Raw genomic sequence first — 23612 nt, 5'->3', positions numbered from 1 at the left:
CTTTTTCCACCTAAAACCCATTTTTCACTAAAATAGAGTAAATTAGCTTAACTTTTTCCACCTATTTTTTTGGAGCGCTCATTCTAGCCCCTTCTGGCGATATACCGGGGGATTAACCTTTGGTTATTGGGCAGGCCACCCGGAGCAAGCTTTACAAAATGGTGTTGTAACATCTTGCTGGCTTCACAGGCAGAGGATCCTTCCTTTGCCTGTGAAGCCAGCAAGCGCTGCCAAGCCGCTTGCCCTCATTCTACCCTCACCCTCAGCGGGGTGAGGGTTTGCTTTTGCCTTAAAGCGCAGCGGATGGGCGAAAGGAACGGAGGGAATTTTGGAACTGTAGGAGCGTCAGCGACCGCCTTTAGGTTTGGATTTCTACCGCGGCCAGCGGATCAAAATCAGGAAATCCAAACCTAACAGCGGCCGGAGGTCCAAAACTTCCCGCAGTTACGGCTGCAGCCCATCCCCCCCGATTTTTTAAGAAAGCAACCCGTCACCCCGCCCGTCACCCGATCATATGCTATTGCAGCAATACGGAGGGAGGCCGGCATGCGTTGGAATATAAGGGATTTATTCTGCATCATTCCCGCTGTCCGTCGATAAACGGCAAGGGATTTGATTTTTGGGTGGGGAAGGACGGCGGAATTTACGCCGCGCCGCTGCTGACAGACCCGGATTATATCCATATCTGTCTGGAGGGCAATTACGCCGAGAAAGATAACGTTCCGCAGCAATGGGAACGCCGGGAGCAGCTGTTTGCCGCAGGTAAGCTCATTCTGGAGCTGACAGCGCGCTACCAGATTTCGCCGCTGCTGATCGAGCCGCACAATAAAACTTGTCCGGGAAATTTTTTTCCGTGGAATGAACTTGTGATTTATCCCGCTGATGGTTATCATTAACCTGAGGTGAGTAGTCGAAAATGGAAAGATTACAGAAAATTTTGGCGCAAGCAGGTGTTGCGTCCAGACGCAAGTGTGAAGAAATGATTTTGGCCGGTAAAGTGGAGGTCAACGGGGAAGTTGTAACTACGCTAGGTACAAAGGTGGACCCCGAGCAGGATATTATTAAAGTGGCCGGAAGATTGATCCGGGGCGAAAATAAAATCTACATCATGTTCAACAAGCCCAAGGGTGTCATTACAAGCGCATCTGATGATAAGGGCCGTAAGGTAGTAACGGATTATTTGAAAGGCATCAAGGAGCGGGTATACCCTGTAGGCCGGCTGGATTATGACACTGAAGGGCTGCTGCTGCTGACGAATGACGGGGAATTTGCTAATCTGCTAACCCATCCGAAGCATCACGTGCCGAAGACGTATCTGGCTACGGTCAAGGGTACTCCGCATGGTACTGCCTTGGACAAGCTTAAGGCAGGCATCAAGCTGGAGGACGGCATGACCGCACCGGCAGAAGTGGAATACAAGGATATAGACGAAGCCAATAAGGAAACAGTTATCAGTATTACCATCCACGAAGGACGCAACCGCCAGGTGCGCCGGATGTTTGAGGCGATTTCTCATCCGGTTATCCGGCTGAAGCGGATTTCCTTCGGTGATATTCTGCTGCAAAATCTCAAGCGCGGCTCTTACCGCCATTTGACTAAGGATGAAGTAAACCATCTGCAGCAGATCGCTAAGGCAGGAGCGCTTAAGTCAAATCAGACCCGCAAAGACACATAAAGTTCACAATTTCTCCTCCTAAAACTGTGGCAATATTCGGTATAATGTTCATAGGATGTTCACACCTGACAACTAAAGTATGAATTGCGTCACAGAAGGGGGCTTCGCGTGTGGGCAAAGCGAGAAAGCCGGTTCAAATCGTAATTCTTTTTCTGATACTTTTGCTTGGAGGTTATGCAATCGGCACTTCGGTGTTCGGCGGAGACGGGAAACCGCAGGAAGGCAGCAAGGCACCGTCCTATGAGCTGCTGGGGCTTGACGGCCTGACCCACACGCTGGATGAGTACAAGGGACAGCCGATCGTGCTGAATTTCTGGGGCTCCTGGTGCGGTCCCTGCGTGAAGGAAATGCCTGCCCTGCAGGCGCAGTATGAGAAGTGGAAGGAACAAGGGGTAGTTGTTGTAGGCGTTAACGTCGGGGAAGACCAGCTGACAGTAGAGAATTTTGTCAAGCAGGTCGATATTCACTTTCCAGTTGTTATGGATACCGGGCGTGATGCGGTTCGCAGCTATGGTGTTTCCCCGCTGCCGACCACCTTTTTCATTAATGCAAAAGGCAGGGTGGACAGCATTCACATCGGGCAGCTGGAGCTGGATACGCTGGATGTCCAGATAGGGAAGCTGGTAGACCCATGACTCCGCGGGAGCCTTTGGTCAGCAATACCAAATGCGACTGCGGACATCAGAATCCTGTTGGAACCGTGCTGTGCGAAGCCTGCGGCAAGCCTCAGGAAGAGAAGGAGCTTGGAGCGGAAGGGAACCTGGAAATGCGTTATGACGGTGTTGCCCGCCGCTCACAGCGTATCAGGCCGGGCGTCATAGACCGGATATGGAACTTCTTTTCCTCTGTCAAAATCGCGGTTTATCTGATTGTGATAACGCTGCTCGGCTCTATGCTGGGCACAGTTTTTCCGCAGGAGAGCACGTTTCTGAACATCGATGCATCAACCTACTATAAAGAAATGTACGGAACAGCCGGGAATATATATTATAGACTCGGCCTTTCGCACACCTATGAATCCTGGTGGTTTATTACCCTGCTTGTAATGATCGGCGCTTCGCTGGTGATCTGCAGTCTGGACCGTGTGCTTCCGCTATATAAGGCACTTACCCGCCAGAAGGTCCGCAAGCACCGCCAATTTCTGACCCGTCAGAAGGTTGTGCTGGTATCACCGCTGGAGGCTGACCCTGAAGCCTGGGTTGCTGCACTGTCAGAGCCGCTGAAGAAGCGGGGTTACCGTGTCAAGACGGAAGGGGGTGCTCTGCTAGCCGAGAAGCACCGTTTTAGCCGCTGGGGGCCTTACGTTATACATATTGGCCTGATTATTTTTTTGCTTGCTGTATTGGCGCGGGGATTGCCTGGGCTTAATATGGATCAGCATCTTGCTTTTCCGCAGGGTGAGGCTGCGAGAATTCCGGAGACCACCTATTATCTGAAAAATGAACAGTTTACTGTGGAGTTCTACAGTGATGAAGAGATGCCGGAAGAGTTCCGCGGCAAAAAGGTGCTGCCCAAGCTCTATGAGACCCAGGCAGTACTCTATGAGTGTACAGCGGACTGTACCGACCCTGCCCGGGAGCCGGTGCTTGCAGAGGTCGCAAGGCACGACATCAGAGTGAATTCACCGCTCAGCTACAAAGGTATGAAAGCGTATCAGTTTGATTATGACCTGACACCGGTGCTGCGTTCAGTACAGCCGGAGCTGTTCAATTCGTTAACCGGAGAGGCATACGGCAAGTTCAAGCTTGATATGAGGAATCCGGAGCGCACGTTCCAGTCCGGCCCTTATACCCTTTCCCTTAAAGAGAAATACATGGACTTCGGCCTGAATGAGGAGGGACGGCCGGTGTCTAAGTCACCGTATCCGAATGCGCCGGCTTTTCTGTTTCTGATTAACGGTCCGGGACTGCCCGAAGAAGGACAGCAGTATTTTTATTTTCCGAAGCAGGTGGATAAGGAGCAGTTCCAGCAGCAGGCGATTAATGAGCGGCTGGGCGGCAGCGGACGTTTTCTGGAGCTTGAGGTGCAGGACATGAGTGATGTTGACTTTGCAGCATCGACGTCGTACCTCAATGTCCGCATAGACCGGGCAATGCCGTTTGTCTGGACTGGAGCGGGAATTGTCATGCTGGGGCTAGTGCTGGGCTTCTACTGGCAGCACAGACGCATCTGGCTCCGTGTGGAAGACAGAGAGCTTGTGCTTGGAGGACATACCAATAAGAACTGGTTCGGCTTCCGGCGCGAGATTGCAGCCGTTCTGCACAAGGTAGACCTGATAGTCGATGAAAAATCATTGGACAACGGGGGAGGTCTGGCATGAGCCTGCTCGATTTCAGCAGTGATGTGTTTATAATTGCCTTCTTTTTGTACAGCGGTGCGTTTATGCTGTTCACGATCGCTATTATGGGCCGCCGTTGGTCCGGCAGGAAGCCTGAGGAGCATACCGCCCGCTGGGGCAGGGCTGCCTTTATCGCCTCATCACTCGGGCTACTCTGTCATCTCGCTTACTTCATTACCCGCTGGATAGGCTCAGGCCATATTCCGGTCAGCAATATGTATGAATTCATGACTTTTTTATCGATGATGATTATGGTTGCCTTCACCGTGATATTTGCCATCTACCGTACTATCATTCTCGGTGTGTTTGCGGTTCCGGTATCTATAATAGTAATGGCTTATGCAGCGGTGTTTCCTCAGGAGGTACAGCCGCTGATCCCTTCCCTGAAGTCTATTTACCTGAATATCCATGTTACGCTTGCGGCGCTGGGCGAGTCCTTTTTTGCTGTCGGCTTTGCCGCCGGCCTGATGTACCTGCTGCGCACTGTGAATTTTGACAGTACAGCACGCAGTGACCGCAAACAGCAGCGGCTGGTTGAATTTACTCTCTTCTCGATCATTGTTATAATTGGATTTCTCGGGAGTGTGTTCGCCTTCCGCGGAGCAGGGTACGAATCTGTTTTTGTCCGCAGCAACGTAACGATTGACAGCTCCGGGCAGGGAGATAGTACAATAGAGAAAGTGAGTTATAAAATGCCGCCGATTGTGGCACCTTACCAGAGCAAAACAGAGGTTTTTCAGCCGTTTCTCGGCATAACGAAGCCGCTGTTTGAAGCACCCTCCTGGATGAACGGTGTTAATGCAGGGCGCAAATTCAACACAGTCATCTGGTCGCTGCTCTCCGGGCTGATTCTCTATACTATGCTCCGCCTGATCGTCCGCAGGCCGCTGGGTAAGGCAATTCATCCGGTGCTGGACGGGATTGACGAGAATGATCTCGATGAGATTACGTACAGGGCGATTGCGATCGGCTTTCCGATCTTTACGCTCGGAGCATTGATTTTTGCTATGATCTGGGCGCAGATTGCCTGGGGACGGTTCTGGGGCTGGGACCCGAAGGAGGTATGGGCTCTTGTCACGTGGCTGTTCTATAGCGCTTATCTGCATTTGCGGCTTGCCCGCGGCTGGCAGGGGCGCAGATCTGCGTGGCTTGCCGTATTGGGCTTTCTGGTGGTCATGTTTACCCTGATAGGTGTAAATCTGGTTATTGCCGGACTTCATTCCTATGCGGGAACGGACTGAATTCGTTTATACCATGATATTTTGCGTTATAGTAATGTAAATCCCATGCCTTCAGGCGTGATGCGTATTAGGGTAATGTTCAACTGTAATTGATGAAGGGGTTGTTGTTAATGGCTGAGCATCTGAATAGAATTCTGGTGGTAGATGACGAGGAGCGGATTCGCCGCCTGCTAAAAATGTATCTTGAAAAAGAAGGCTACGAAATCGACGAAGCGGAGGACGGTGAAATTGCGCTGCGCAAGGCAACAGCCAATGATTACGGCCTAATCCTGCTTGACGTTATGCTGCCGGGGATCGACGGGATCGAAGTGCTGACCAGACTTAGAGGCGTCAAGTCCACTCCGGTTCTGATGCTGACCGCCAAGGGCGAAGAGATCAACCGCGTTCAGGGCTTCGAAATGGGGGCAGACGACTACGTGGTTAAGCCGTTCAGCCCGCGCGAGGTCATTTACCGGGTCAAGGCTATTATGCGCCGTTCATCGGCGACAGCCTTTTTATCCAAAGAGAGCAATTCCAGCAATAATATTGTATTTCCGCATCTCATTATTGAGCATGATGCCCACCGCGTCACGGCCGGCGGACAGGAGGTCAGCCTGACTCCGAAGGAATATGAGCTGCTGCATTATCTGGCTATATCGCCGGACAAGGTGTTTTCCCGTGAGGAGCTGCTGAAGGATGTCTGGAACTACGAATTTTTCGGAGATCTGCGTACGGTTGACACCCATGTCAAAAGACTCCGCGAAAAGCTGAATAAAGTATCACCGGAATCGGCGGCAATGATCACTACAGTCTGGGGAGTCGGCTACAAGCTCGAGGTACCCAAATAGGTGAGTTTCTGGAGAAGCCTTGTCGGCAAGCTGTGGGCTACGATCATCTGCCTTGTTGCTGTCGTGCTGATCACAGTAGGGCTGTTCCTGCTTCCTTATATCGACAGTAACTTCGCCAATTCCGGGGCGATCAAACGTTTATTTACTTATGCCTGTATGATCGGATTTTCATTGACGACGTTTTTTGCGTTATTCCTGTTTACGAAGATCACGCAGCCGATGCAGCAGGTTATAGAAGCGGCGAATAATATCCGCCGCGGCCAATACGGCACCAGGCTGAAGCTGCGGACCAGTGATGAGATTGGCCAGCTGGCAACGTCATTTAATCATATGGCGGCAGAGCTTGAGGAGAATATCCGCAGCCTGAATCATGAGAAGGGGCATTTGTCCAGTGTGCTTCGCAGCATGACTGATCCTGTAATTACCTTTGATAATGAAGGCCAGGTTATCCTCACGAATCCGCACGGGCAGAAGCTGCTGGAGATATGGAGCGATTTGAGCCTGGAGCATCAGCCGGAAGGCGATGCCGGACCTGGAGAAGAACATGCGCATTTCAGCGCAGTTCCGCTGCCGCTGCGTCCATTGTTTATGGATACGCTTAGGCAGGGCGGGGATCAGCGTGCTAATGTCCATGTCCGCCAGGGGGTATGGTCTGTACATATGGCTCCGCTCTATTCGGATGAGCGCATCCGTGGTGCGGTAGCTGTACTCCGGGATGTAACGGAGGAAGTACGGCTGGAGAAGATGCGCCGCGACTTCGTGGCAAATGTATCACATGAGATCCGTACACCGCTCTCCATGATGCAGGGCTACAGTGAAGCACTGCTGGACGGAATGGCTTCCTCTCCGGAGGAGAGGAATGAGCTGGTACAGGTTATTCATGATGAATCGCTTCGAATGGGCAGGCTGGTCAAGGATTTGCTTGATCTCGCCCGGATGGAAGCGGGTCATACCGATATGATGATGGGGCAGGTGGATATGGGCGAGCTGCTCGAACGTATCTACCGCAAATTTACCGTGCGTGCCAAGGAACGTGATATCATTCTGGAGCTGCACAAGCCTGAGGGGCAACTGCTGCTTAAGTTTGCGGATGTAGACAAGCTGGAACAGGTTCTGACGAATCTGCTGGATAATGCATTCCGACACACTCCGGCCGACAAGCAGATCTCTATTACAGGCAGTTCCATCGTGCTGGAGGGCCGCCGTTATCTGGAGCTTGCGATTCGCGACCAGGGCGCCGGAATTCATCCGGATGACCTGTCTTTTATCTTTGAACGCTTCTACAAGGCTGATAAGGCCCGTGTCCGCGGGGAGTCTGGCGGTACCGGACTTGGCTTGGCCATTGTTAAAAATATCGTCGAATCACATCACGGACAGATATTTGCCGCAAGCAGGCTTGGCGAAGGCACGACCTTTACGCTACGGCTTCCTGTCGAAAAACAGTAAATTCAGACTTAGACTGACAGCGCCTCTGAATGCAGAGGTGCTTTTTGTTGAAAGGACTCCTTTAATCTTGTTCAACGTGGAACATAACATACCCGTCACTTTAGGAGGCAATTATTGATGATTTTATCATTGGATCAAGGGACTACCAGCTCCAGGGCTATACTGTTTGACCAAGAAGCCGGTATGGTAGGCCAGGGGCAATATGATATTAAGCAGTCCTTTCCCCGGCCCGGCTGGGTGGAGCATGATCCGGAGCAAATCTGGGAGAGCCAGCTGGCGGCAGCCAGAGATGCGATTCAGGCAAGCTCTGTTGCGCCTGCGGACATTTCGGCGATCGGCATCACCAATCAGCGTGAAACGGCGCTGATCTGGGACAGGGAGACGGGGGAGCCGGTGTATCCGGCGATCGTATGGCAGGACCGGCGTACAGCACCGCAGTGTGAGGAGATCAAGCGCCAGGGGCTGGCCCGGGAGATTGCCGGCAAGACAGGCCTGGTGGTTGATGCTTACTTCTCTGCGACCAAGCTGGCCTGGATTCTGGACCACGTGGAGGGCTCCAGAGCGCGTGCTGAACGCGGGGAGCTGCTGGCCGGTACTGTGGACACCTGGCTCATTTGGAAGCTTACAGGCGGCGCTGTGCATGCGACAGATGTGACCAATGCTTCACGGACGATGCTGTATAACCTGCATGAACGCAGATGGGACGATCTGCTGATTCAGGAATTGAATATCCCCCGGGCGATGCTGCCGGAAGTCCGCATGTCCGGCGGAGATTTCGGCATCGCGGATACCCGCTGGTTCGGTGCGGAAATTCCTATCCGGTCTGTGCTCGGCGATCAGCAGGCTGCGTTGTTCGGCCATACCTGCCTGGAAGCGGGCAGTGCCAAAAATACATACGGTACAGGCTGCTTCATACTCATGAACACCGGAACAGAAGCTGTTACCTCCAAGCACGGCCTGCTGACCACCGTTGCGTGGGGAATGGGAGACGAGCTGTATTATGCGCTTGAAGGCAGTGTATTTGTAGCCGGAGCCGCTGTGCAGTGGCTGCATGAAGGGCTTGGCCTGATCGACGGGCCGGCTGATTCCGAGCAGAAGGCTGCTGAGGTGGAAGACAGTGAAGGCGTAGTAGTAGTACCTGCGTTCACTGGGCTTGGCGCCCCGTACTGGGATATGTATGCCCGCGGGGCCGTCTTCGGCCTCACCCGGGGCACAACCGCCGGTCATCTCGTACGGGCTACGCTGGAGGCACTGGCGTTCCAGTCCCGTGATGTAATCGGCGCAATGGAGAAGGACGCCGGTATGCCGCTTACGGGATTGCGGGTTGACGGCGGGGCCGTGCGCAATGATCTGCTGATGCAGTTCCAGGCGGATATTCTCGGCAGCACAGTGACCCGTACCACCTATGCCGAAACAACAGCGCTGGGTGCAGCACTGCTGGCCGGTCTGACCTCCGGAATCTGGTCCAGAGAGCAGCTGGAGAGCTTCAATAAAGCGGAGCGTGACTTTGAGCCCCGGATGGACGGAGAAGAGAGGGAGCAACGCTATAACGTGTGGAAAGACGCAGTAGAGCGGACTATGGGCTGGGAGAAGCATGAAGCAAGGCATTAGACGCTTTCTGATTCTCGTTTTGGCAGGAATCGAAATAAGGGTATCCGCCATAACAAAAGCAACCTGCAGGCAAGTTATCACTTGTCCGCAGGTTGCTTTTGTTGATTAGAGCATTATTGAGTAATTAAGCTTGAAAAGTAGGAACAATCAGCATGCTCTCAAGCCCGGCTTTACGTCCAAGCCGGGAGAGCTGCATCTTGAGCAGCGGATTGTTTTCGAGAGCAAGGGTAACCTGCTGAAAACCGTCCGATTTGAACATGACAAAGCAGCTTTCCAGCAAAGGAACCACATCCGGAGCTGTGACATTCAGCTTGCGGCAGTCGATCTGCAGCTCATATTCAGAGGGGATAATCGGATTAACGACCTGCTGGTAGGCTTGAATTGATCTGAGGCCGTCCTCATTGGAAAAGGTTCCTTCCAGATAAATATGCAGCTTTTTGTTCTCAGGATCGGTTTTTAGTACATATTTGCCCATTTGCTCAAGCCTCCAAAACAAGATAGGGATGTTCTACATATTCAAAAGCTACTTGATTTCCTCCAGCGTGGCAAGCAGTACATTGAAGGCAGAGATGACCTTTGGAGCACCGATAGCCGGAACCAGATGCAGCAGGATGCCTTTGATCTGATCTACAGTCATGCCGACACGCAGGGCCATTACATAATGAACGCCAAGCTGCTCGAACTGGCCCATTGTGATCAGGGCTGAAATGACGGCAATTTCCTTCCAGTCTGAGCCGATCGTTGTACGCTGAAAAATATCGCCGTAGGCATTGCCCATAATATACTCAGCCAATTCCGGAAAATGTTCTTTAATCGGCGCTAACTGCTTGTTGCCGTAGTCTCCGGAGAGATTGGTAAAATGCTTGAGCCCGCTGTTCACTGAACTTTCCACTTAAGAAAACCCCCTGAATAATGTTATTAAAGATTCAATACCCGGTGCGCCGTCGGAGGCATTTCGTCACGGTCAGTAAGCAGTTCAATAACAGCTACCTTTCCTGAAGCAACTGCGTCATCAATAGCTGCGGCAAATTGCTCCGCAGTTTCACACTTATAGCCTACGGCGCCGAGGGACTCACCGAATTTCGCTGCATCCATCGGAACCTCGAAGAGGGTACCGTCGATTCTGCCGGTTGTCTTTTCCATACCCTTGAGTGCCATATCCAGCTGCATGTTATTAACCACGATGAAAATAACCGGAATGTTCTTGCAGACTGCAGTATTGATCTCTGCGCCCAGCATCATAAAGCAGCCGTCTCCTGTGATGCAGAGAACGGTCTCATCAGGTGATGCTGCCTTGGCGCCGATCGACATGCCGATAGCGTTGCCCATGCAGGCAAAATAGGCATCAAAGATAAAGCTTCCCGGCTTCTTAACATTGTACCATTTCACGGCATGGAAGCCGTGGCTGCCATCATCTACAAATACCGAGCTGTTATAAGGAATCTGATCGCTTAGTGTACTTAGGACCGAAGCAATCGAGAGCTTAGGCAATATAGGCAATTCGTCATGGTAATTAGCATCTGCTGTAATTTCATGTCTGATAACGGTATCCCTGTCGATATGCTGAAGATAGTAGCTCAGGTTGTCACGCAGATCACCGCTGACCGAAATCGTCTGCGAATTCAAGATTTTGCCGACAAAGGTAGGATCGGAATCGAATTGAATCAGTGTTGCCGGATGATTCTCGGCTTTTAGATTGCAGATTGTCATATCACTCAGGCGTGAGCCGAGCACAATATAAAGATCGCTGCTGTTCAGCATGTCATCCCCGTGTTTGCAGCCGCCTACACCGCACGGGCCGTGGTACAGCGGATGGTCCCAGGCGATAGCGCCTTTTCCGCCCGGCGAGGTAACAACAGGGATATTAAAGGTTTCGGCCAGTTGAATAAGCTCCTGGTGTGTTCCTGACCGGTTAACGCCTTTACCGGCGATAATAAGCGGACGGGTTGATTCGTTAATAGCAGCGATTACGCGTTCGAAATTACCAGTGCTGACAACAGTCTCGCGCTCTGGAATGACAATGCGGCATTCCTCAAGCATTTCGGTCTGCACATCAAAAGGGATGCACAGATGTACCGGTCCGCGTTTGCCGCTCAGGGCTATAGAAATGGCATGATTAAAAATCGTACTGAAATGATCTCCGCGCTCTACCAGCTTGCTGAATAAGGTAGCCGGTCTGAACATATCCGCCAGATCAGCCAGATAGGATGAAGAGTCCTGGCACTGGGGAATTCCGAGCTCTTTAATGGACTGGTGACCGGTAATGAACAGAACAGGGAGGTTATTGGCTTTGGCATGTGCTGCTGCAGTAAGGAGGTTGGTTCCGCCCGGGCCTGAGGTCCCGAAGGCAACACCAAGCCCTCCGGTTTTGAGTGCATAGCCGGCGGCTTCGAAGCCGCAGCTGGACTCATGTCTGCCCGGAATAAATTCAATGCCGTAATCAACCATCTTAAGAGCTATAGGACAAATAGATTTGCCGATAATACCAAAGGAATGTGTTACGCCAAGGTTGTAAAGTGCCTCAGCCATATAATCTGCGACTGTTTTCAAGAGTTCCACCCTATCCGTTGTGTATTTTTCTAGCGACTCCAGTGACAATAGAATGCCTGTGCTCTAATGAGCACAGGCCAGTTGCACGTATAGCCGTTAAGAACGTAATTATTCTAACGTCCCGGCTGCAACCTGGCTATCCTGGCCCCAAGATTTGAGACTGTAGATCCATGGCTTTGCGTCATTTCCTTTCGGAGAACTTTGCCGATATTTGGTTAGGTACTAAGTTGGATAATATTTCTTTGGTTAAATTTACTTTTACAATATATTTTTAACTCTATCATTGTCAATACAATTATGCAGAAAAGTGCGAAAATTGACGAATTGCAGGACAATTCAGTGAATCCGTCTTACAAAAACCAAAAGAGCTGCCGCATGATGTAAGCGGCAGCTCTAGGACTGAAGTAATGCTTGCTTAGAACTTGAAAATGTGAATGGTTTTTTGCAGCTGGAATACTGCCTGGGTCATTTTGTCTGTCTCATCAGCAACGGATTGGAGAGCGTTGATCTGTTCATTCATGGCTGCGGACACCTCTTCAGTACCGGCTGCCGTCTGCTGGGTAATTGCCGATATATTTTCAATGGCACCGGAAATTTTGAGGGCGCTCTCCAGCATAAGGTCACTTTCCTGGGAAAAGGCGGCGATCTGCTCGGTTATGTATTGAACGCTTTGGACGATCTGGGAGAAGATATGGGCCGTTTCCACGATCAGTTCATTCTGTACCTGTACAACCTCTTCGTTAATCGCGATATTCTCTACAGCCTGCTTAATATCGGTTTCAATGCTGCGGATCAGGCCGAAGACTTCTTTGGTTGAGGCGGTTGACTCCTCTGCAAGCTTGCGGACCTCCTGGGCGACAACGGCAAAGCCGCGTCCGTGCTCACCTGCGCGTGCCGCCTCAATTGAAGCATTCAGCGACAGCAGATTGGTCTGCTCAGCGATTTCGGTAATGGACTTGGCTATCATGGAAATGCCGCGTGCGTTCTGGGAGAGCGCCTCAATGGTACCGGCAACCTTATTGGTAGCCTCGATGTTTTTGCGCATGCCTTCTGCTTGGGTATCTACTGACAGACGTCCCTGCTCAACCAATTCAAGCGTATGTATGGAGCGTTTATTCATTTCCTTGGTGGAGTGTGTGTAGTTGGCCACCTTGGTTTCAATATCCTTGATGGATTCCGTCATGTCCGCAATATCCGCTGAGATCTCATTGGCGCCGACCGCCAGCTCGTTGGAGGAGGAGGCCACCTGGGCCATTACAATTTTCAGGCTGTGATTCTTGTCCTCGATGCCTCTGCTGGCATCCATTACATGGCGTGTGATCTGTGACGCTTCGGTCAGAATTCTCTTGAGCTTGTCAATCATAACGTTGAAGGAGCGGCTGACCTCGCCCATCGACCCGTTCTCATCAGCCCGGCTTGTAAAATCGCCCTTGGCAATGGTGTGGGTAACATTGGAGAATTCATCAAATGAAGATGTAAGCGTTCTCTCAACGAAACGCGCGAGAGGATAAGTCAGACCGGCCAGTGCAGCAATAAGGATAATGCCGAGAACGATTTTGCCAATCATTACAAGAGTGATTAAAACCGGAACAGCGAACAAAGCGGCAACAAGGTAACAGCCGGCAACGATTCTCTGCTTTAACGGAAGCTTGGTCATCCAGTCCATAATAAAATTCCCCCTAAAAAAGATGGTGTGTATTGTAATAGTATAGGTGATCTGCGGGGAAACAGTCTATTGTAAAAACTGACATAAAACTTCAAACTCCAGATTCTCCGGCTGAGGCGGATTGCGCAATTTCTTCATATAAAAAAGAGGTTCCCCGTAATGATTCTACCAGCATGTTCACCAGCTCCTCAGGCGCGGTTGCAACAGCCTCCTGTCCCAGAGACAAAATGATTTTGCAGGCTGATTCCGGTGTGTGAAACTCAGCCTGAACCTTCTGCCAGCCTGCTTTGGAAGAAGGCACTGCAGTCAGTACGGCTGCATAACGCTCCTGCCTGAGGGATTTCATGCCGGAGATGCTGAGCAGCAGGGTAGCAGGATACCGGGGCAGTGCTGCCTTAAATGAAGCGGTGGATTCCTCCCAGTAACGGGCCAGATCAAAGCCTGCCGGACGGGTAAAGGCGTCATCAGTTAATTCAGCAGAAATAATCCGGGATACCCGGAAAGTCCGCAGCTCCCCGCCGCTTTGGGCAGCGGCATACCAGACACCGCGTTTGGCTATGAGACCCAGCGGGGAGATCAGCCGCTCTTTGCGCTCATCGTTATTACTGTATACAATCAAGACTTTATGATCTGTCCATACAGCTTCCTGCAGGAGAGTAAGGTAAGGATACGCTTCGCCGGAAGGATGCCAGCCTGCGCCGTCGATATGAATGCGCTGGTTAAGCAGCTGGATCTGTGAGTGCTGCGGCTGGGCGGCAGCCGCTTCCAGCTTACGGACGGCAGAGGAATAGTCCTCCTTGATGCCAAGTGCTTCTATGACAGCAGAATCGGCTGTCAGGAGCAGTGAACCTATCTCCCCCGGCTTCATCCCGGTTAAGGCGGTTCTGTAGCCTGCCGGCAGCAACCAGCCGCCGTCTCGTCCTCTTTCGGCGAATACTGGAACGCCGGACGCGCTAAGTGCCTCCATATCACGCACTATAGTCCGTTCAGAGACCTCAAGAAGTCCGGCCAGCTCGCGAGAGCTGACTTTGCCGCGGGCCTGCAGCAGAAGCAGTATGGATAATAAACGGTCAGCCCTCATGGTTAAGCTCCTTTCCGCTCGAAACCCTTTTATTTTTTATTATATCCTTTATATATGTCAATTGGTGACATATATAAAGGATATAATATGAATAGAAAGCTGAGAAGCACAGGCAATGGACCACTTTATAATTGGAAGGAGCAGGATACAAAGATGACAACACTCAAAGGAAAAGTTGCTTTAGTCACCGGAGGAAGCAGAGGGGCAGGGCGGGGAATCGCACTGGAATTGGCACGGGCAGGAGCTTTTGTTTATGTTACCGGCAGAAGCACAGGACTAAAGCAGGCTGGACAGCTAAGAGGAACGATAGATTCGGTCTGCAGTGAAATTGTGGAGAACGGCGGTGAAGGCGCCGCAATCCGCTGTGATCATACCCGTGATCAGGAGACAGAGGCAGCTATCCGTCAGATTGCCAATGAACAGGGCAGGCTTGATATTCTGGTCAATAATGTGTGGGGCGGCAACCGGCTTCCGATCGGCCTCGAACCGTTCTGGGAACAGCCGCCAGCCCACTGGAACAATATGTTTGAGGCAGGAGTCAGAGCACAGCTGATGACGAATTATTATGCGGTTCCGCTTATGCGCAGGACTGAAGAAAACGGCGGGCTGATTATTCATACCACCTTCTGGGACAGGGATAAATATACCGGGAATATCTATTATGATCTGGCTAAAAATGCGCTGACCCGTATGGCCTACGGATTGTCAGTTGAGCTTGCCGCAGACGGCATTGCAGTTATTCCGCTCTCACCCGGCTGGATGCGGACTGAGCATGTGTTAGAGGAATTCGGGACGGATGAGGATCATTGGCAGGAGGTAGAGGCGCTGAAGAACACGGAGTCTACTGCTTATATTGGCCGTGCTGTTGTCGCTCTGGCAGAAGAACCGGATAGATTGTCACTTTCGGGCATTCCTCAGCAGGTTGGCGCATTGGCGGAACGATACGGTTTCACGGATTCGGACGGGCGCAAAGTCCCGGTCTTCCGGATGGAGTAGGCGGAACAGGCCTGGCATAAACGAAACGCCCGTCTGGAACTGCGGCTGATAAGCGCGCATTCCGGACGGGCGTTATTTCTTTAAGCGGGTGCTTCTGCTAGAGCAGAATGACTTCTTCGGCAGTATTAATTTCCGGCAGTCCGGCGAGCTTCACAAGAACATGCTGCGGCACTGCTTTGTCTACAGTCAGCAGCATGATCGCTGCTCCGCCGACGATTTTACGGCCGACCTGCATCGATGCGATGTTGACGTCATTTTCACCCAGCAGGGTGCCGACGAGACCGATAATACCCGGCTTATCGTTGTGGGAGATCAGAATCTGGTGGCCTTCCGGCGCGATATCAACCGGGAAGTTGTTCACCTGGACAATGCGTTCTCCATAGCCCTGCAGCAGCGTGCCGGCAACCAGGCGTACTTCATCAGGGTCAGCCTTCAGTGTAACGGTAATCAGGTTTGTGAAGCCTTTGGTCTTAGGCGATTTCGTTACAACTACATTCACGTCTCTGGTTTTGGCCAGGTGCATGGAGTTAACGATATTGACATCGCCGGCAAAGTGGCGGGACAGCACACCTTTGACAATATAGCGGGTCAGAGGCTGGGTATCCACATCGGACAGGTCGCCGGCATATTCCACACTGATCTCTCTGATAGCTCCGTGTGTAAGCTGTGTTGCAAAGCTTCCCAGCTTCTCACCGAGCGTGAAGTACGGCTGAAGCTTGTTCATCACGCTTGGAGCAACCGGCGGGATGTTGACGGCGTTGATGAACGGCTCATTGCGCAGAATGTGCAGGACCTGCTCGGAAACGTCGATGGCTACATTCTCCTGGGCTTCAACAGTCGAAGCGCCCAGATGCGGGGTGACGATGACCTTTGGATGCGACAGGAACGGGTGATCAGCCTGAGGCGGCTCCTTCTCAAATACATCAAACGCTGCTCCGGCTACAATGCCGCTGTCAATGGCTTCAACCAGTGCCATTTCATCAATAACACCGCCGCGGGCACAGTTGATGATGCGCATGCCTTTTTTCATTACTTCGAACTGCGGACGGGAAATCATATGGCGTGTTTCAGGAGTCAGCGGTGTGTGTACAGTAATAAAATCAGCGCCGCGCACAATGTCGTCAACCGAAGCAAGCTTCACTTCCAGCTTCTCGGCACGGTCGGCGGTCAGGAACGGGTCATAAGCGAGAATGCTCATGCCGAATGCTTTGGCGCGTTTGGCAACTTCGCTGCCGATCCGGCCCATTCCGAGTACACCCAAAGTTTTACCGCGCAGCTCAACGCCGAGGAAGGTCTTTCTGTCCCAGACCCCGTTAATCGTCTTGGCATAAGCCTGCGGAATATGGCGGGCCAGCGCCATCATCATGGCAAATGCATGCTCACAGGTCGTGATGGTATTTCCGTCAGGAGCGTTGATAACTACGACGCCGCGCTGGGTGGCCGCCTCCAGCTTAATGTTGTCAACTCCGACTCCGGCACGGCCGATAACCTTCAGGTTGGTGCCGGCAGCGATTATCTTCTCGGTAACCGTTGTCTGGCTGCGGACAAGCAGACCGTCATATTCGCCGATGATAGCGACCAGTTCGTCTTCGCTCAGTCCTGTTTTCTTATCCACAATTACATCGCTTGCGTCCATCAATTGCTGAATACCCAAATCGCTGATCGGATCCGACACTAATACTTTAAACATGGTTTCTTATCCCCCTTAAAAGTAAAAAGCTAATATGCCTAAGGATGCCCGTATGAGGCAGTCCACAGTACCAGAATCAGTGAGACAAATTGGAAAACAATGCCGAAATAACGGGGTAACGCGCTGTCGCATAAAAGAAAAAGCGTGCAGATGTACCGGGAAAACAGAGCATGGGCCTTTTAGACCAATTATAATGAATTTGGGTAACAAAAAAACTCCCAACCCCATACTACTGCCGTAGTAAGGGACGAGAGTTGTCGTGGTACCACCCTAATTCACTGCAACTGTTCAGAAGCAGCCTCATTGGCCGTCAAAAGGCCACACTGATAACGGAGTTGATCCGATTGCATCTACTGTTCGTTCGATACAATATCTCAGGAGCGCTAAAGAACACTGTCCGCCACCGGTTTGCACCAACCACCGGCTCTCTGAAGACCTTCAGAATCTTTGTTCCTTCATCGGTTTTGCGTGATTAATTTTTCATAATGTAACATGGTGATGCCAACTGTGTCAATAGGCTTATTCTGCTCGGGTTGTCTTGAAGTGAGCTTTATTTTTCGTTATGATGCAATAGCTGGTTCTACTCATAAAAGAACGGCAGCTGCGGTACGATTTCCTTGCCGTAATATTGCTCACGCCACTTCATAAAGTCCTGCTCCTGAACGGCGCCTGTAGAGATAAGCAGCGTGATAGAAGATTGAACATCCTTCAAGCCGAGCGAGCTGGCGGTACCGGAATAGATCATATCATCAATCTTGGCCGAAATATCCTGCGGATCATAAGCGCCGTATATTTTGCGGTTCAGCATGATGTTAGCGACTGTCGCATTTTTGAGCAGCAGCGGCATCTTTTTCCATGCTACAAAGGATAACGTTTTGAGTTCGCCTGTTGCCGCTGGAATCGTGCTGCTGGTTTTGGAGCCCCACTTAAGCATGGAATCATAGAAGTCTTTCTGTCCCAGCAGCCCGAACTTGATGGCACTTGCTGTAAAATTGTCATTCTTAAGCGCCTTGGCGGTCTCAGAACCGGAGCTGCCGGCGGTCACCTTGCTGGAAGCCTGAGAGAAGAGCGTCAGACTCTTGAGAATATTAAGCTGAGCCTGGGACAGCAGAGGCGAGTTGGTAAACAGGGAGTCTTTACTGACTTTTCCGTACTGTTTGTCAGCCAGAAGACCGAGATTTTTGAGCGTTGCCGCATTGGTGCGCGCATCTGAGCTGCGGGCCAGATTATCCACTTCGCTGTTCCAATTCCGCTTGAATTCCCGATAAGGCAAAAATACGTTATGATAGAAAGCAACAAGATCTTGCTGCTGGTATGAACCGGAGAATTCCTCCACAGCCCCTTCAGTACCGGTCAGGTGGGCATATTTAGCCTCCGTCTTGTCAGCTCCAACCTTCACTCCCGTAAAAAATGCGGCAAATGCGCAGATCAGGAAAAATAGAAAACCTAGTGTGTATAACATTTGAGTGCGGGAGTTACTGCTATTCATAATTTAGTGCTCCTTCTTCTGGAAAAATGATCTTATGTAAAAACAATATAGAACAGGCAGGTTACAATGAAAAAATTCAAATTAGGCAACATCAAAATTAAAAAAGCCGATCCACAGCAGCTGACTGACAAGCTGCTTCTGCTTAATCTGTATATTACACAGGGCCTTACTTTATTTATCGGTCTGATATGGATATTATTGCAGAAAAGAAATCCCATTGACATATTAAATTTTCCTGACAGTGCGCAATTTGTGCTCTGGGGCCTTGGTTTAGCAGGAATTATGCTGGTTGTGGATTTTTTGTTAACTTATATTGCACCGCAGGACAGCATGGATGACGGAGGGATTAACGAGCTCCTGTTCGGAAACCGTCCGGTCTGGCATATCATCATTATTGCGGCAATGGTCGCAGTGTGTGAGGAACTGCTGTTCCGGGGAGCCATTCAGCACGCCTTCGGCCCTTACTGGACGAGCATTCTGTTTGCTGTAATCCATGTCCGCTATCTGCGCCATTGGCTTCCGACGGGCTGGGTATTTCTGAGCAGCTACGGTTTGGGTTACATTTACATTCACACAGGAACCTTATGGGCACCTATATTATGCCACTTCTTAATCGACTTGTTCTCAGGTCTTGTGATCCGCTACAGGAGGGAGTCATGAGCGAGGAACTTAGCCGTGTTAAATCCCGCCGCAAATCAGCAGACCACAAGTCGTCAGACCGCAAAAAACGTTCTGCGGCCGGAACGAATCAAAAACAGACAACTGCTGTATCCCCTGAGGTCCGGCAGGAAACTGCCGAACAGCCTGCCGGCCTTTCCAGAAAAGCAAGACACGGGGCGGCAGCTTCCCCTGTAAAGCCGGACAGGCAAAAGCAGACAGCAACTCAGGAGACAGAGGATACTCCATCCCGTTCCCAGAGCTATCCGTCAGAGCGCTTAAGGCTCAGCAAAATATTCGTCAACTCGCTGTATGTCCTGTTTATTCTGCTGCTTGGATTCCTCATTTGGTGGGGAATCAATGACGCACCTGCGCTGAGGACGTTATGGTAGCCGTGTGGATTGCCGTCGCAGCCATTCTGCTGGTTACAGGTATCCTGGCTGCTGTGATGATCGTGAACGCCTTCAGGAAGAGGATTATTGCCGAGGAAATATTTCTCAGCACACTGCCTGCCGGATTTGACGGCTTCCGCATCCTTTTTATTACCGACATTCACCGCCGGCGCCTTCCCCGGGCTCTTCTGGCCCCCCTGGCAGGAAAGGTGGATGCCGTATTTCTGGGCGGTGATCTCACAGAGAAGGGCAATGCTCCGGCCAGGCTGGCAGAGAATATGAAGCTTGCGGCTTCATTGGCTCCTGCATATGCGGTTCACGGCAATCATGACTACAAGGCTAATACTGCTTTGGCTGATAACATCGTCCGCGGGAGCGGAATAAGGCTGCTCATGAACGAGAATGTCTTTATAGAACATAACAGCCAAAGACTGGTGTTGACCGGTATGGATTTCCCGAAGCAGGGAGGGAAGAAAGGATACGCCCCATTACCGGCGGCACCCTACAGGGAGACTCCGTATTGCCGGATCATTCTGGTGCATGATCCGCTCTGGCTCTCCGGACAGGATGCTGTCGCTGCGGATCTTATACTTGCCGGTCATACTCATGGCGGCCAGGTTGTACTGCCGTTCGGCCTGCAGATGCATGCCGATCCGTTCTACCGTACATACAATGCAGGCATGTACAGCATTCCCAGAAATGATGGCAGCGGAGCAGAAGCCAGTCTGCTGATCAGCCGGGGCTTCGGCACCGCGCATCTTCCGCTCCGCTGGCGCAGTCCCGCAGAGATGCACGTGCTCACGCTTCGTAAAGCAACAAATATTTGATTTTATGTATAGTATTATTGTAAACGCAGAAAAGGGACCCCCGGCAATAGTGCCAGGGGTCCCTTTTTCTGGAATCGGCTAAGTACTTTGTGCTTAGCGCATCTTGAGCTCAATGCTGCGCGGATCGACAAAGCTGTAGCCTTTGCCTTCAAGCGTGGTCAGCAGCGTATCCAGCGCCTCGACCGTCCACGGAAGCTCGTGCATTAGGATATTGCTGCCGGAATGCAGCTGATCCGTCACGTTTTTGACCAGTGTCTCGGTCTTGCCCGTATCCTTTTCTTTCATTTCCCAGTCCAGTGATCCTACGGACCAGGTCATATAGAGCATCCCGTTTTCGGCTGCAACCTGCTTGCCCACATCCCCGCCTGCGCCGTGCGGCGGACGGAAGAAATCCGGTGCTTCACCGGTAATCTCTTTAACGATGCTTTGAACATCCTCGATCTGTTTTTTCACTTCTGCGTAACCCTTATCCTTAAGTACGATATGGTCCCAGCTGTGATTGCCGATAATGCCGCCGCGGTCATGCAGCAGCTCCAGCAGCTCGGGATGCTCCTTTACCCGGTAGCCATTGACAAAGAAGATGGCTTTTGCCTGGTGCTTGTCCAGTGTATCCATCAGCGCATTAATCATTTCAGCATCCTTTGGACCGTCATCAAAGCTTAGGAGGACAACCTTTTTGTCCGTACCTTCCTCATTAGGAACAATATCGTAATTTTTGTTCATATGGTACAGCTGAGGAATCTCTGTAGGAGCCGGTCCGCTGTCTGACGGTGCAGCAGTCCCTGCTGCTGAATCAGCCGGTGCAACGGTTGCTGCGGGTGACGGTGCTGGGGACATATCCTGTGCCGCTGTGCTGCCGGCCGTTGCCTGTGCGGTTGCGGCTGGCGCAGCCGTCTGTGTGCCGGCTGGGGCCTGGGTAGCGCTGCCCTGTGTAAGTTCCCCGTTGTTATTCCCGCTGCTGCAGGCCGACAGCAGCAGGGTTGCCAGGAGCAGTACTGAAATTGCTTTACCCACTTTTTTCATCTCGCTTTCTTGTTGTTTGGCTGTATGAGCCGGAATCTTTCCGCGAACACTAAGCATGATTTTACCATACAAGGAGGTTAGAGATATGAATACTTCGTCATTTCTGTGCGGAGTAGTGCTTGGTGCCGCCGCCAGTATGATTATGTCCAAAAAACGCAGCGCCATGATGTCTTCGCTCATGCATTCAGGAGGCCAGCATCAGGGGGCCGGTGAAAAGGCGCGTGACAAAATAATGGGCATGGCGATGACCGGATTCGGCAGCACTGCTGCGGAGGGACCGCATGACAAAGAAGACAAAGCAGAGCATAATACCGCAGCACATAAAGATGAAGATGTCCTAAAGTCCAAAGAATCCAACCTGAATATGCTGAAGGATTTCATCCGTACAAATCCCGATGTAAAACATGAAGTGGAGCAGATCCTCAAGGATACGCATATAGTCATACCCGGTTTGTAACCGCAAGAAAGCAGCTCAGAATCATTTTGGAGATGATTCCATCTTCAGAATGATTCTTTTTTGTATTCAGACAAGCAGCAGCGTGGTAATGAATGATTAAATATATTTATTTGCGTGCATTTACTCCGCCAAAATGATAACATACTTACATAGTAACCATTTTTGGCTCATTACTCGGGACTCATCATACATTAATATTAAATGAGCTTGCAAAAGGAGGATCCTGTCATGAGAATAGAGCGATTAGGTCAAGATAAGATACGGATTTTCCTCACTTTTGACGACCTGAGCGAGCGGGGCATCCAGAAGGAAGATATGTGGCAGGAAGTTCCCAAGGTGCATGACCTTTTTACGGAAATGATGGATCAGGCGTACAGTGAACTTGGTTTTGACGCTACAGGTCCGCTTGCCGTGGAAGTGTTCGCATTGCCCGCGCAAGGTATGGTCGTTATAGTGACCCGGGGGAAATATGATCACCATCAGTACGGTGGAGCCGGGGAAGAAGAAATGCCTGAAGAGATTTACGAAATGGAAGTTACTCTCGAACAAAGCGACTCCATTGTGTATGCATTCCGCGATTTTGAGATTCTGGTTGAAGCGGCTCATGTACTCATCGGCAATATTACTTCCCAAGGAAAGCTGTATTCTTATAATAATAAATGGTATCTCTACTTCGATCCTAAGGAATACGAGGAAGCTGTGCTTACAGGGCTGGTTGCAGTGTTGTCAGAATTCGGGGATTCTTCCCCGGTAACTGAAGCTGTGCTGGACGAATACGGCAAGACAGTGATGGCTGAGAATGCCATTCAGCTGCTGTGCACGCATTTCAAACGCCAGGAATAAGCGGGATTAACGGGCCTGGGCAACTGCCAGGCCTTTTTCTGCAGATTGACAGGAAGCAGAATTACAGGTGAAAGTTTGGGGGAGGAAAGCTCGGTGCTTTTGTTATCGGTTATTACGTCGGCAGTTGCACCGGGACTTGCGCTGCTGACTTTTTTCTATCTGAAAGACAAGTACGACCAGGAGCCGCTGCATATGGTTCTTAAGGTATTTCTGCTTGGCCTGCTAATCGTCTTCCCGGTCATGATCATCCAGCGTGGTCTGGTGCTCGGGCTGGGCGGCGGTGCTTATGTTGATTCGTTCCTGATCTCCGCAGGAGTTGAAGAATGCCTCAAGTGGTTTATGCTGTACCACATGATTTATAATCATACCGAATTTGACGAGCCTTATGATGGAATACTATACGCTGTAGCGATCTCGCTCGGCTTTGCAACAATTGAGAATGTGATGTATGCGTGGTACAGCCATGCTTCGCTGGGCTCCATGTTTATCAGGGCGCTGCTTCCGGTATCCGGCCATGCGATGTTCGGGGTCATTATGGGCTATCATATGGGCCGGGCCAAGTTCACGAAGGGCAAGAAACCAAGAGGGATACTGCTTGTATCCTTGCTGCTGCCCTGGCTATGGCACGGAATATATGATTTTATCCTCGCCACAATGTCGAACTACTGGATCTGGTTCATCGTGCCTTTAATGGCGGTATTGTGGTATGGCGGCATGGGGAAGGTGGCACGGGCCAACAGCCGTTCACCGTTCCGCTTTTTGAAGCGCGAGGAAGAGGTTAACCTTTAATAGAGATGGACACA

The 23612-nt window shown here is 51.1% G+C and carries 23 protein-coding genes, 1 riboswitch and 1 other annotated feature; of the genes, 15 read left to right on the top strand and 8 right to left on the bottom strand.

The window, feature by feature from the left end; all coding sequences use genetic code 11:
* Window positions 1-551: 551 nt before the first annotated feature.
* The 8 genes from R70331_RS19880 (at window position 552) to glpK (ending at window position 9138) form a co-directional block, all read left to right on the top strand.
* Window positions 552-896, top strand: a complete 345-nt coding sequence (locus R70331_RS19880; RefSeq protein ID WP_042178307.1) for a peptidoglycan recognition protein family protein — start codon at window positions 552-554, stop codon at window positions 894-896.
* 20 nt (window positions 897-916) lie between these two features.
* Window positions 917-1675 carry a pseudouridine synthase gene (locus R70331_RS19875; protein WP_042178304.1) on the top strand — a complete coding sequence of 253 codons (759 nt, stop codon included), beginning with the start codon at window positions 917-919 and terminating at the stop codon, window positions 1673-1675.
* A 110-nt stretch (window positions 1676-1785) separates the two neighbouring features.
* Complete coding sequence (locus R70331_RS19870) at window positions 1786-2310, top strand: redoxin domain-containing protein (protein ID WP_042178302.1); 525 nt, start codon at window positions 1786-1788, stop codon at window positions 2308-2310.
* Complete coding sequence (resB, locus tag R70331_RS19865; protein WP_042178299.1) at window positions 2307-3995, top strand: cytochrome c biogenesis protein ResB; 1689 nt, start codon at window positions 2307-2309, stop codon at window positions 3993-3995. Before R70331_RS19870 ends, resB begins: the two co-directional genes overlap by 4 nt.
* On the top strand, window positions 3992-5254 hold the full coding sequence (gene ccsA / locus R70331_RS19860; RefSeq protein ID WP_042178296.1) for a cytochrome c biogenesis protein CcsA: 1263 nt from the start codon (window positions 3992-3994) through the stop codon (window positions 5252-5254). The genes resB and ccsA overlap by 4 nt, the downstream gene beginning before the upstream one ends.
* Window positions 5255-5364: 110 nt before the next feature.
* Window positions 5365-6081, top strand: a complete 717-nt coding sequence (locus R70331_RS19855; RefSeq protein WP_020427515.1) for a response regulator transcription factor — start codon at window positions 5365-5367, stop codon at window positions 6079-6081.
* Complete coding sequence (locus tag R70331_RS19850) at window positions 6082-7527, top strand: ATP-binding protein (protein WP_042178293.1); 1446 nt, start codon at window positions 6082-6084, stop codon at window positions 7525-7527.
* 117 nt (window positions 7528-7644) lie between these two features.
* Complete coding sequence (gene glpK / locus R70331_RS19845; protein WP_042178291.1) at window positions 7645-9138, top strand: glycerol kinase GlpK; 1494 nt, start codon at window positions 7645-7647, stop codon at window positions 9136-9138.
* A gap of 124 nt (window positions 9139-9262) precedes the next feature.
* On the opposite strand, the gene R70331_RS19840 is transcribed toward glpK, so the two are convergent.
* The 5 genes from R70331_RS19840 to R70331_RS19820 all read right to left on the bottom strand — a co-directional run bounded on the left by R70331_RS19840 (window position 9263) and on the right by R70331_RS19820 (window position 14435).
* Window positions 9263-9613, bottom strand: a complete 351-nt coding sequence (locus R70331_RS19840) for a hypothetical protein (protein ID WP_042178288.1) — start codon at window positions 9611-9613, stop codon at window positions 9263-9265.
* A gap of 48 nt (window positions 9614-9661) precedes the next feature.
* Entirely contained in the window at window positions 9662-10030 is a 369-nt protein-coding gene (locus tag R70331_RS19835; RefSeq protein ID WP_042178285.1) for a carboxymuconolactone decarboxylase family protein, read from the bottom strand.
* A 26-nt stretch (window positions 10031-10056) separates the two neighbouring features.
* Entirely contained in the window at window positions 10057-11697 is a 1641-nt protein-coding gene (locus tag R70331_RS19830) for a thiamine pyrophosphate-binding protein (protein WP_052419131.1), read from the bottom strand.
* Between the two features lie 114 nt (window positions 11698-11811).
* Window positions 11812-11904: riboswitch (cyclic di-GMP riboswitch) on the bottom strand.
* Between the two features lie 199 nt (window positions 11905-12103).
* On the bottom strand, window positions 12104-13354 hold the full coding sequence (locus tag R70331_RS19825) for a methyl-accepting chemotaxis protein (protein WP_042178281.1): 1251 nt from the start codon (window positions 13352-13354) through the stop codon (window positions 12104-12106).
* A gap of 91 nt (window positions 13355-13445) precedes the next feature.
* On the bottom strand, window positions 13446-14435 hold the full coding sequence (locus tag R70331_RS19820) for a helix-turn-helix transcriptional regulator (RefSeq protein WP_042178279.1): 990 nt from the start codon (window positions 14433-14435) through the stop codon (window positions 13446-13448).
* A gap of 153 nt (window positions 14436-14588) precedes the next feature.
* Between R70331_RS19820 and R70331_RS19815 the strand changes: the two genes are divergently transcribed.
* Window positions 14589-15431, top strand: coding sequence for an SDR family NAD(P)-dependent oxidoreductase (locus tag R70331_RS19815; RefSeq protein WP_042178277.1), 843 nt, complete (start codon window positions 14589-14591; stop codon window positions 15429-15431).
* 97 nt (window positions 15432-15528) lie between these two features.
* On the opposite strand, the gene serA is transcribed toward R70331_RS19815, so the two are convergent.
* On the bottom strand, window positions 15529-17121 hold the full coding sequence (gene serA, locus R70331_RS19810; protein ID WP_042178275.1) for a phosphoglycerate dehydrogenase: 1593 nt from the start codon (window positions 17119-17121) through the stop codon (window positions 15529-15531).
* A gap of 240 nt (window positions 17122-17361) precedes the next feature.
* Window positions 17362-17589, bottom strand: a binding site (T-box leader).
* Between the two features lie 112 nt (window positions 17590-17701).
* Window positions 17702-18610: a hypothetical protein gene (locus R70331_RS19805; protein WP_042178273.1), complete on the bottom strand. Its 909-nt coding sequence runs from the start codon at window positions 18608-18610 to the stop codon at window positions 17702-17704.
* 66 nt (window positions 18611-18676) lie between these two features.
* Here R70331_RS19805 and R70331_RS19800 point away from each other — a divergent pair, with 66 nt between their 5' ends.
* From R70331_RS19800 to R70331_RS19790, 3 genes are read left to right on the top strand one after another with little or no spacing between them, the layout of a single operon-like run.
* A complete protein-coding gene (locus R70331_RS19800) occupies window positions 18677-19270 on the top strand; it encodes a CPBP family intramembrane glutamic endopeptidase (protein WP_042178271.1) in 594 nt (197 codons plus the stop codon).
* Entirely contained in the window at window positions 19267-19659 is a 393-nt protein-coding gene (locus R70331_RS19795; protein ID WP_042178269.1) for a hypothetical protein, read from the top strand. Before R70331_RS19800 ends, R70331_RS19795 begins: the two co-directional genes overlap by 4 nt.
* On the top strand, window positions 19653-20486 hold the full coding sequence (locus R70331_RS19790) for a metallophosphoesterase (RefSeq protein ID WP_042178267.1): 834 nt from the start codon (window positions 19653-19655) through the stop codon (window positions 20484-20486). Before R70331_RS19795 ends, R70331_RS19790 begins: the two co-directional genes overlap by 7 nt.
* A 93-nt stretch (window positions 20487-20579) precedes the next feature.
* On the opposite strand, the gene R70331_RS19785 is transcribed toward R70331_RS19790, so the two are convergent.
* Entirely contained in the window at window positions 20580-21509 is a 930-nt protein-coding gene (locus R70331_RS19785; RefSeq protein ID WP_442950554.1) for a polysaccharide deacetylase family protein, read from the bottom strand.
* An 85-nt stretch (window positions 21510-21594) separates the two neighbouring features.
* Between R70331_RS19785 and R70331_RS19780 the strand changes: the two genes are divergently transcribed.
* The 3 genes from R70331_RS19780 to prsW all read left to right on the top strand — a co-directional run bounded on the left by R70331_RS19780 (window position 21595) and on the right by prsW (window position 23598).
* Complete coding sequence (locus tag R70331_RS19780) at window positions 21595-21966, top strand: hypothetical protein (RefSeq protein WP_042178264.1); 372 nt, start codon at window positions 21595-21597, stop codon at window positions 21964-21966.
* Window positions 21967-22194: 228 nt separating this feature from the next.
* A complete protein-coding gene (locus tag R70331_RS19775; RefSeq protein WP_042178262.1) occupies window positions 22195-22809 on the top strand; it encodes a genetic competence negative regulator in 615 nt (204 codons plus the stop codon).
* Window positions 22810-22902: 93 nt separating this feature from the next.
* Complete coding sequence (gene prsW, locus R70331_RS19770) at window positions 22903-23598, top strand: glutamic-type intramembrane protease PrsW (RefSeq protein ID WP_042178260.1); 696 nt, start codon at window positions 22903-22905, stop codon at window positions 23596-23598.
* Window positions 23599-23612: the final 14 nt, after the last annotated feature.

Origin of the sequence: Paenibacillus sp. FSL R7-0331 (assembly GCF_000758645.1) — a bacterium.
Lineage (GTDB): Bacteria > Bacillota > Bacilli > Paenibacillales > Paenibacillaceae > Paenibacillus_AQ > Paenibacillus_AQ camerounensis.
The sequence above is the reverse complement of the archived record's forward strand: the minus strand, read 5'-3'. Positions and strand labels throughout refer to the sequence as shown.

Excerpts from the sequence above, each read along its gene's own strand:
- R70331_RS19875 (WP_042178304.1), top strand. The coding sequence starts at position 917 with ATGGAAAGATTACAGAAAATTTTGGCGCAAGCAGGTGTTGCGTCCAGA.
- resB (WP_042178299.1), top strand. The coding sequence starts at position 2,307 with ATGACTCCGCGGGAGCCTTTGGTCAGCAATACCAAATGCGACTGCGGA.
- ccsA (WP_042178296.1), top strand. The coding sequence starts at position 3,992 with ATGAGCCTGCTCGATTTCAGCAGTGATGTGTTTATAATTGCCTTCTTT.
- R70331_RS19855 (WP_020427515.1), top strand. The coding sequence starts at position 5,365 with ATGGCTGAGCATCTGAATAGAATTCTGGTGGTAGATGACGAGGAGCGG.
- glpK (WP_042178291.1), top strand. The coding sequence starts at position 7,645 with ATGATTTTATCATTGGATCAAGGGACTACCAGCTCCAGGGCTATACTG.
- R70331_RS19840 (WP_042178288.1), bottom strand. The coding sequence starts at position 9,613 with ATGGGCAAATATGTACTAAAAACCGATCCTGAGAACAAAAAGCTGCAT.
- R70331_RS19825 (WP_042178281.1), bottom strand. The coding sequence starts at position 13,354 with ATGGACTGGATGACCAAGCTTCCGTTAAAGCAGAGAATCGTTGCCGGC.
- R70331_RS19820 (WP_042178279.1), bottom strand. The coding sequence starts at position 14,435 with ATGAGGGCTGACCGTTTATTATCCATACTGCTTCTGCTGCAGGCCCGC.
- R70331_RS19815 (WP_042178277.1), top strand. The coding sequence starts at position 14,589 with ATGACAACACTCAAAGGAAAAGTTGCTTTAGTCACCGGAGGAAGCAGA.
- serA (WP_042178275.1), bottom strand. The coding sequence starts at position 17,121 with ATGTTTAAAGTATTAGTGTCGGATCCGATCAGCGATTTGGGTATTCAG.
- R70331_RS19805 (WP_042178273.1), bottom strand. The coding sequence starts at position 18,610 with ATGAATAGCAGTAACTCCCGCACTCAAATGTTATACACACTAGGTTTT.
- R70331_RS19800 (WP_042178271.1), top strand. The coding sequence starts at position 18,677 with ATGAAAAAATTCAAATTAGGCAACATCAAAATTAAAAAAGCCGATCCA.
- R70331_RS19795 (WP_042178269.1), top strand. The coding sequence starts at position 19,267 with ATGAGCGAGGAACTTAGCCGTGTTAAATCCCGCCGCAAATCAGCAGAC.
- R70331_RS19790 (WP_042178267.1), top strand. The coding sequence starts at position 19,653 with ATGGTAGCCGTGTGGATTGCCGTCGCAGCCATTCTGCTGGTTACAGGT.
- R70331_RS19785 (WP_442950554.1), bottom strand. The coding sequence starts at position 21,509 with ATGAAAAAAGTGGGTAAAGCAATTTCAGTACTGCTCCTGGCAACCCTG.
- R70331_RS19780 (WP_042178264.1), top strand. The coding sequence starts at position 21,595 with ATGAATACTTCGTCATTTCTGTGCGGAGTAGTGCTTGGTGCCGCCGCC.
- R70331_RS19775 (WP_042178262.1), top strand. The coding sequence starts at position 22,195 with ATGAGAATAGAGCGATTAGGTCAAGATAAGATACGGATTTTCCTCACT.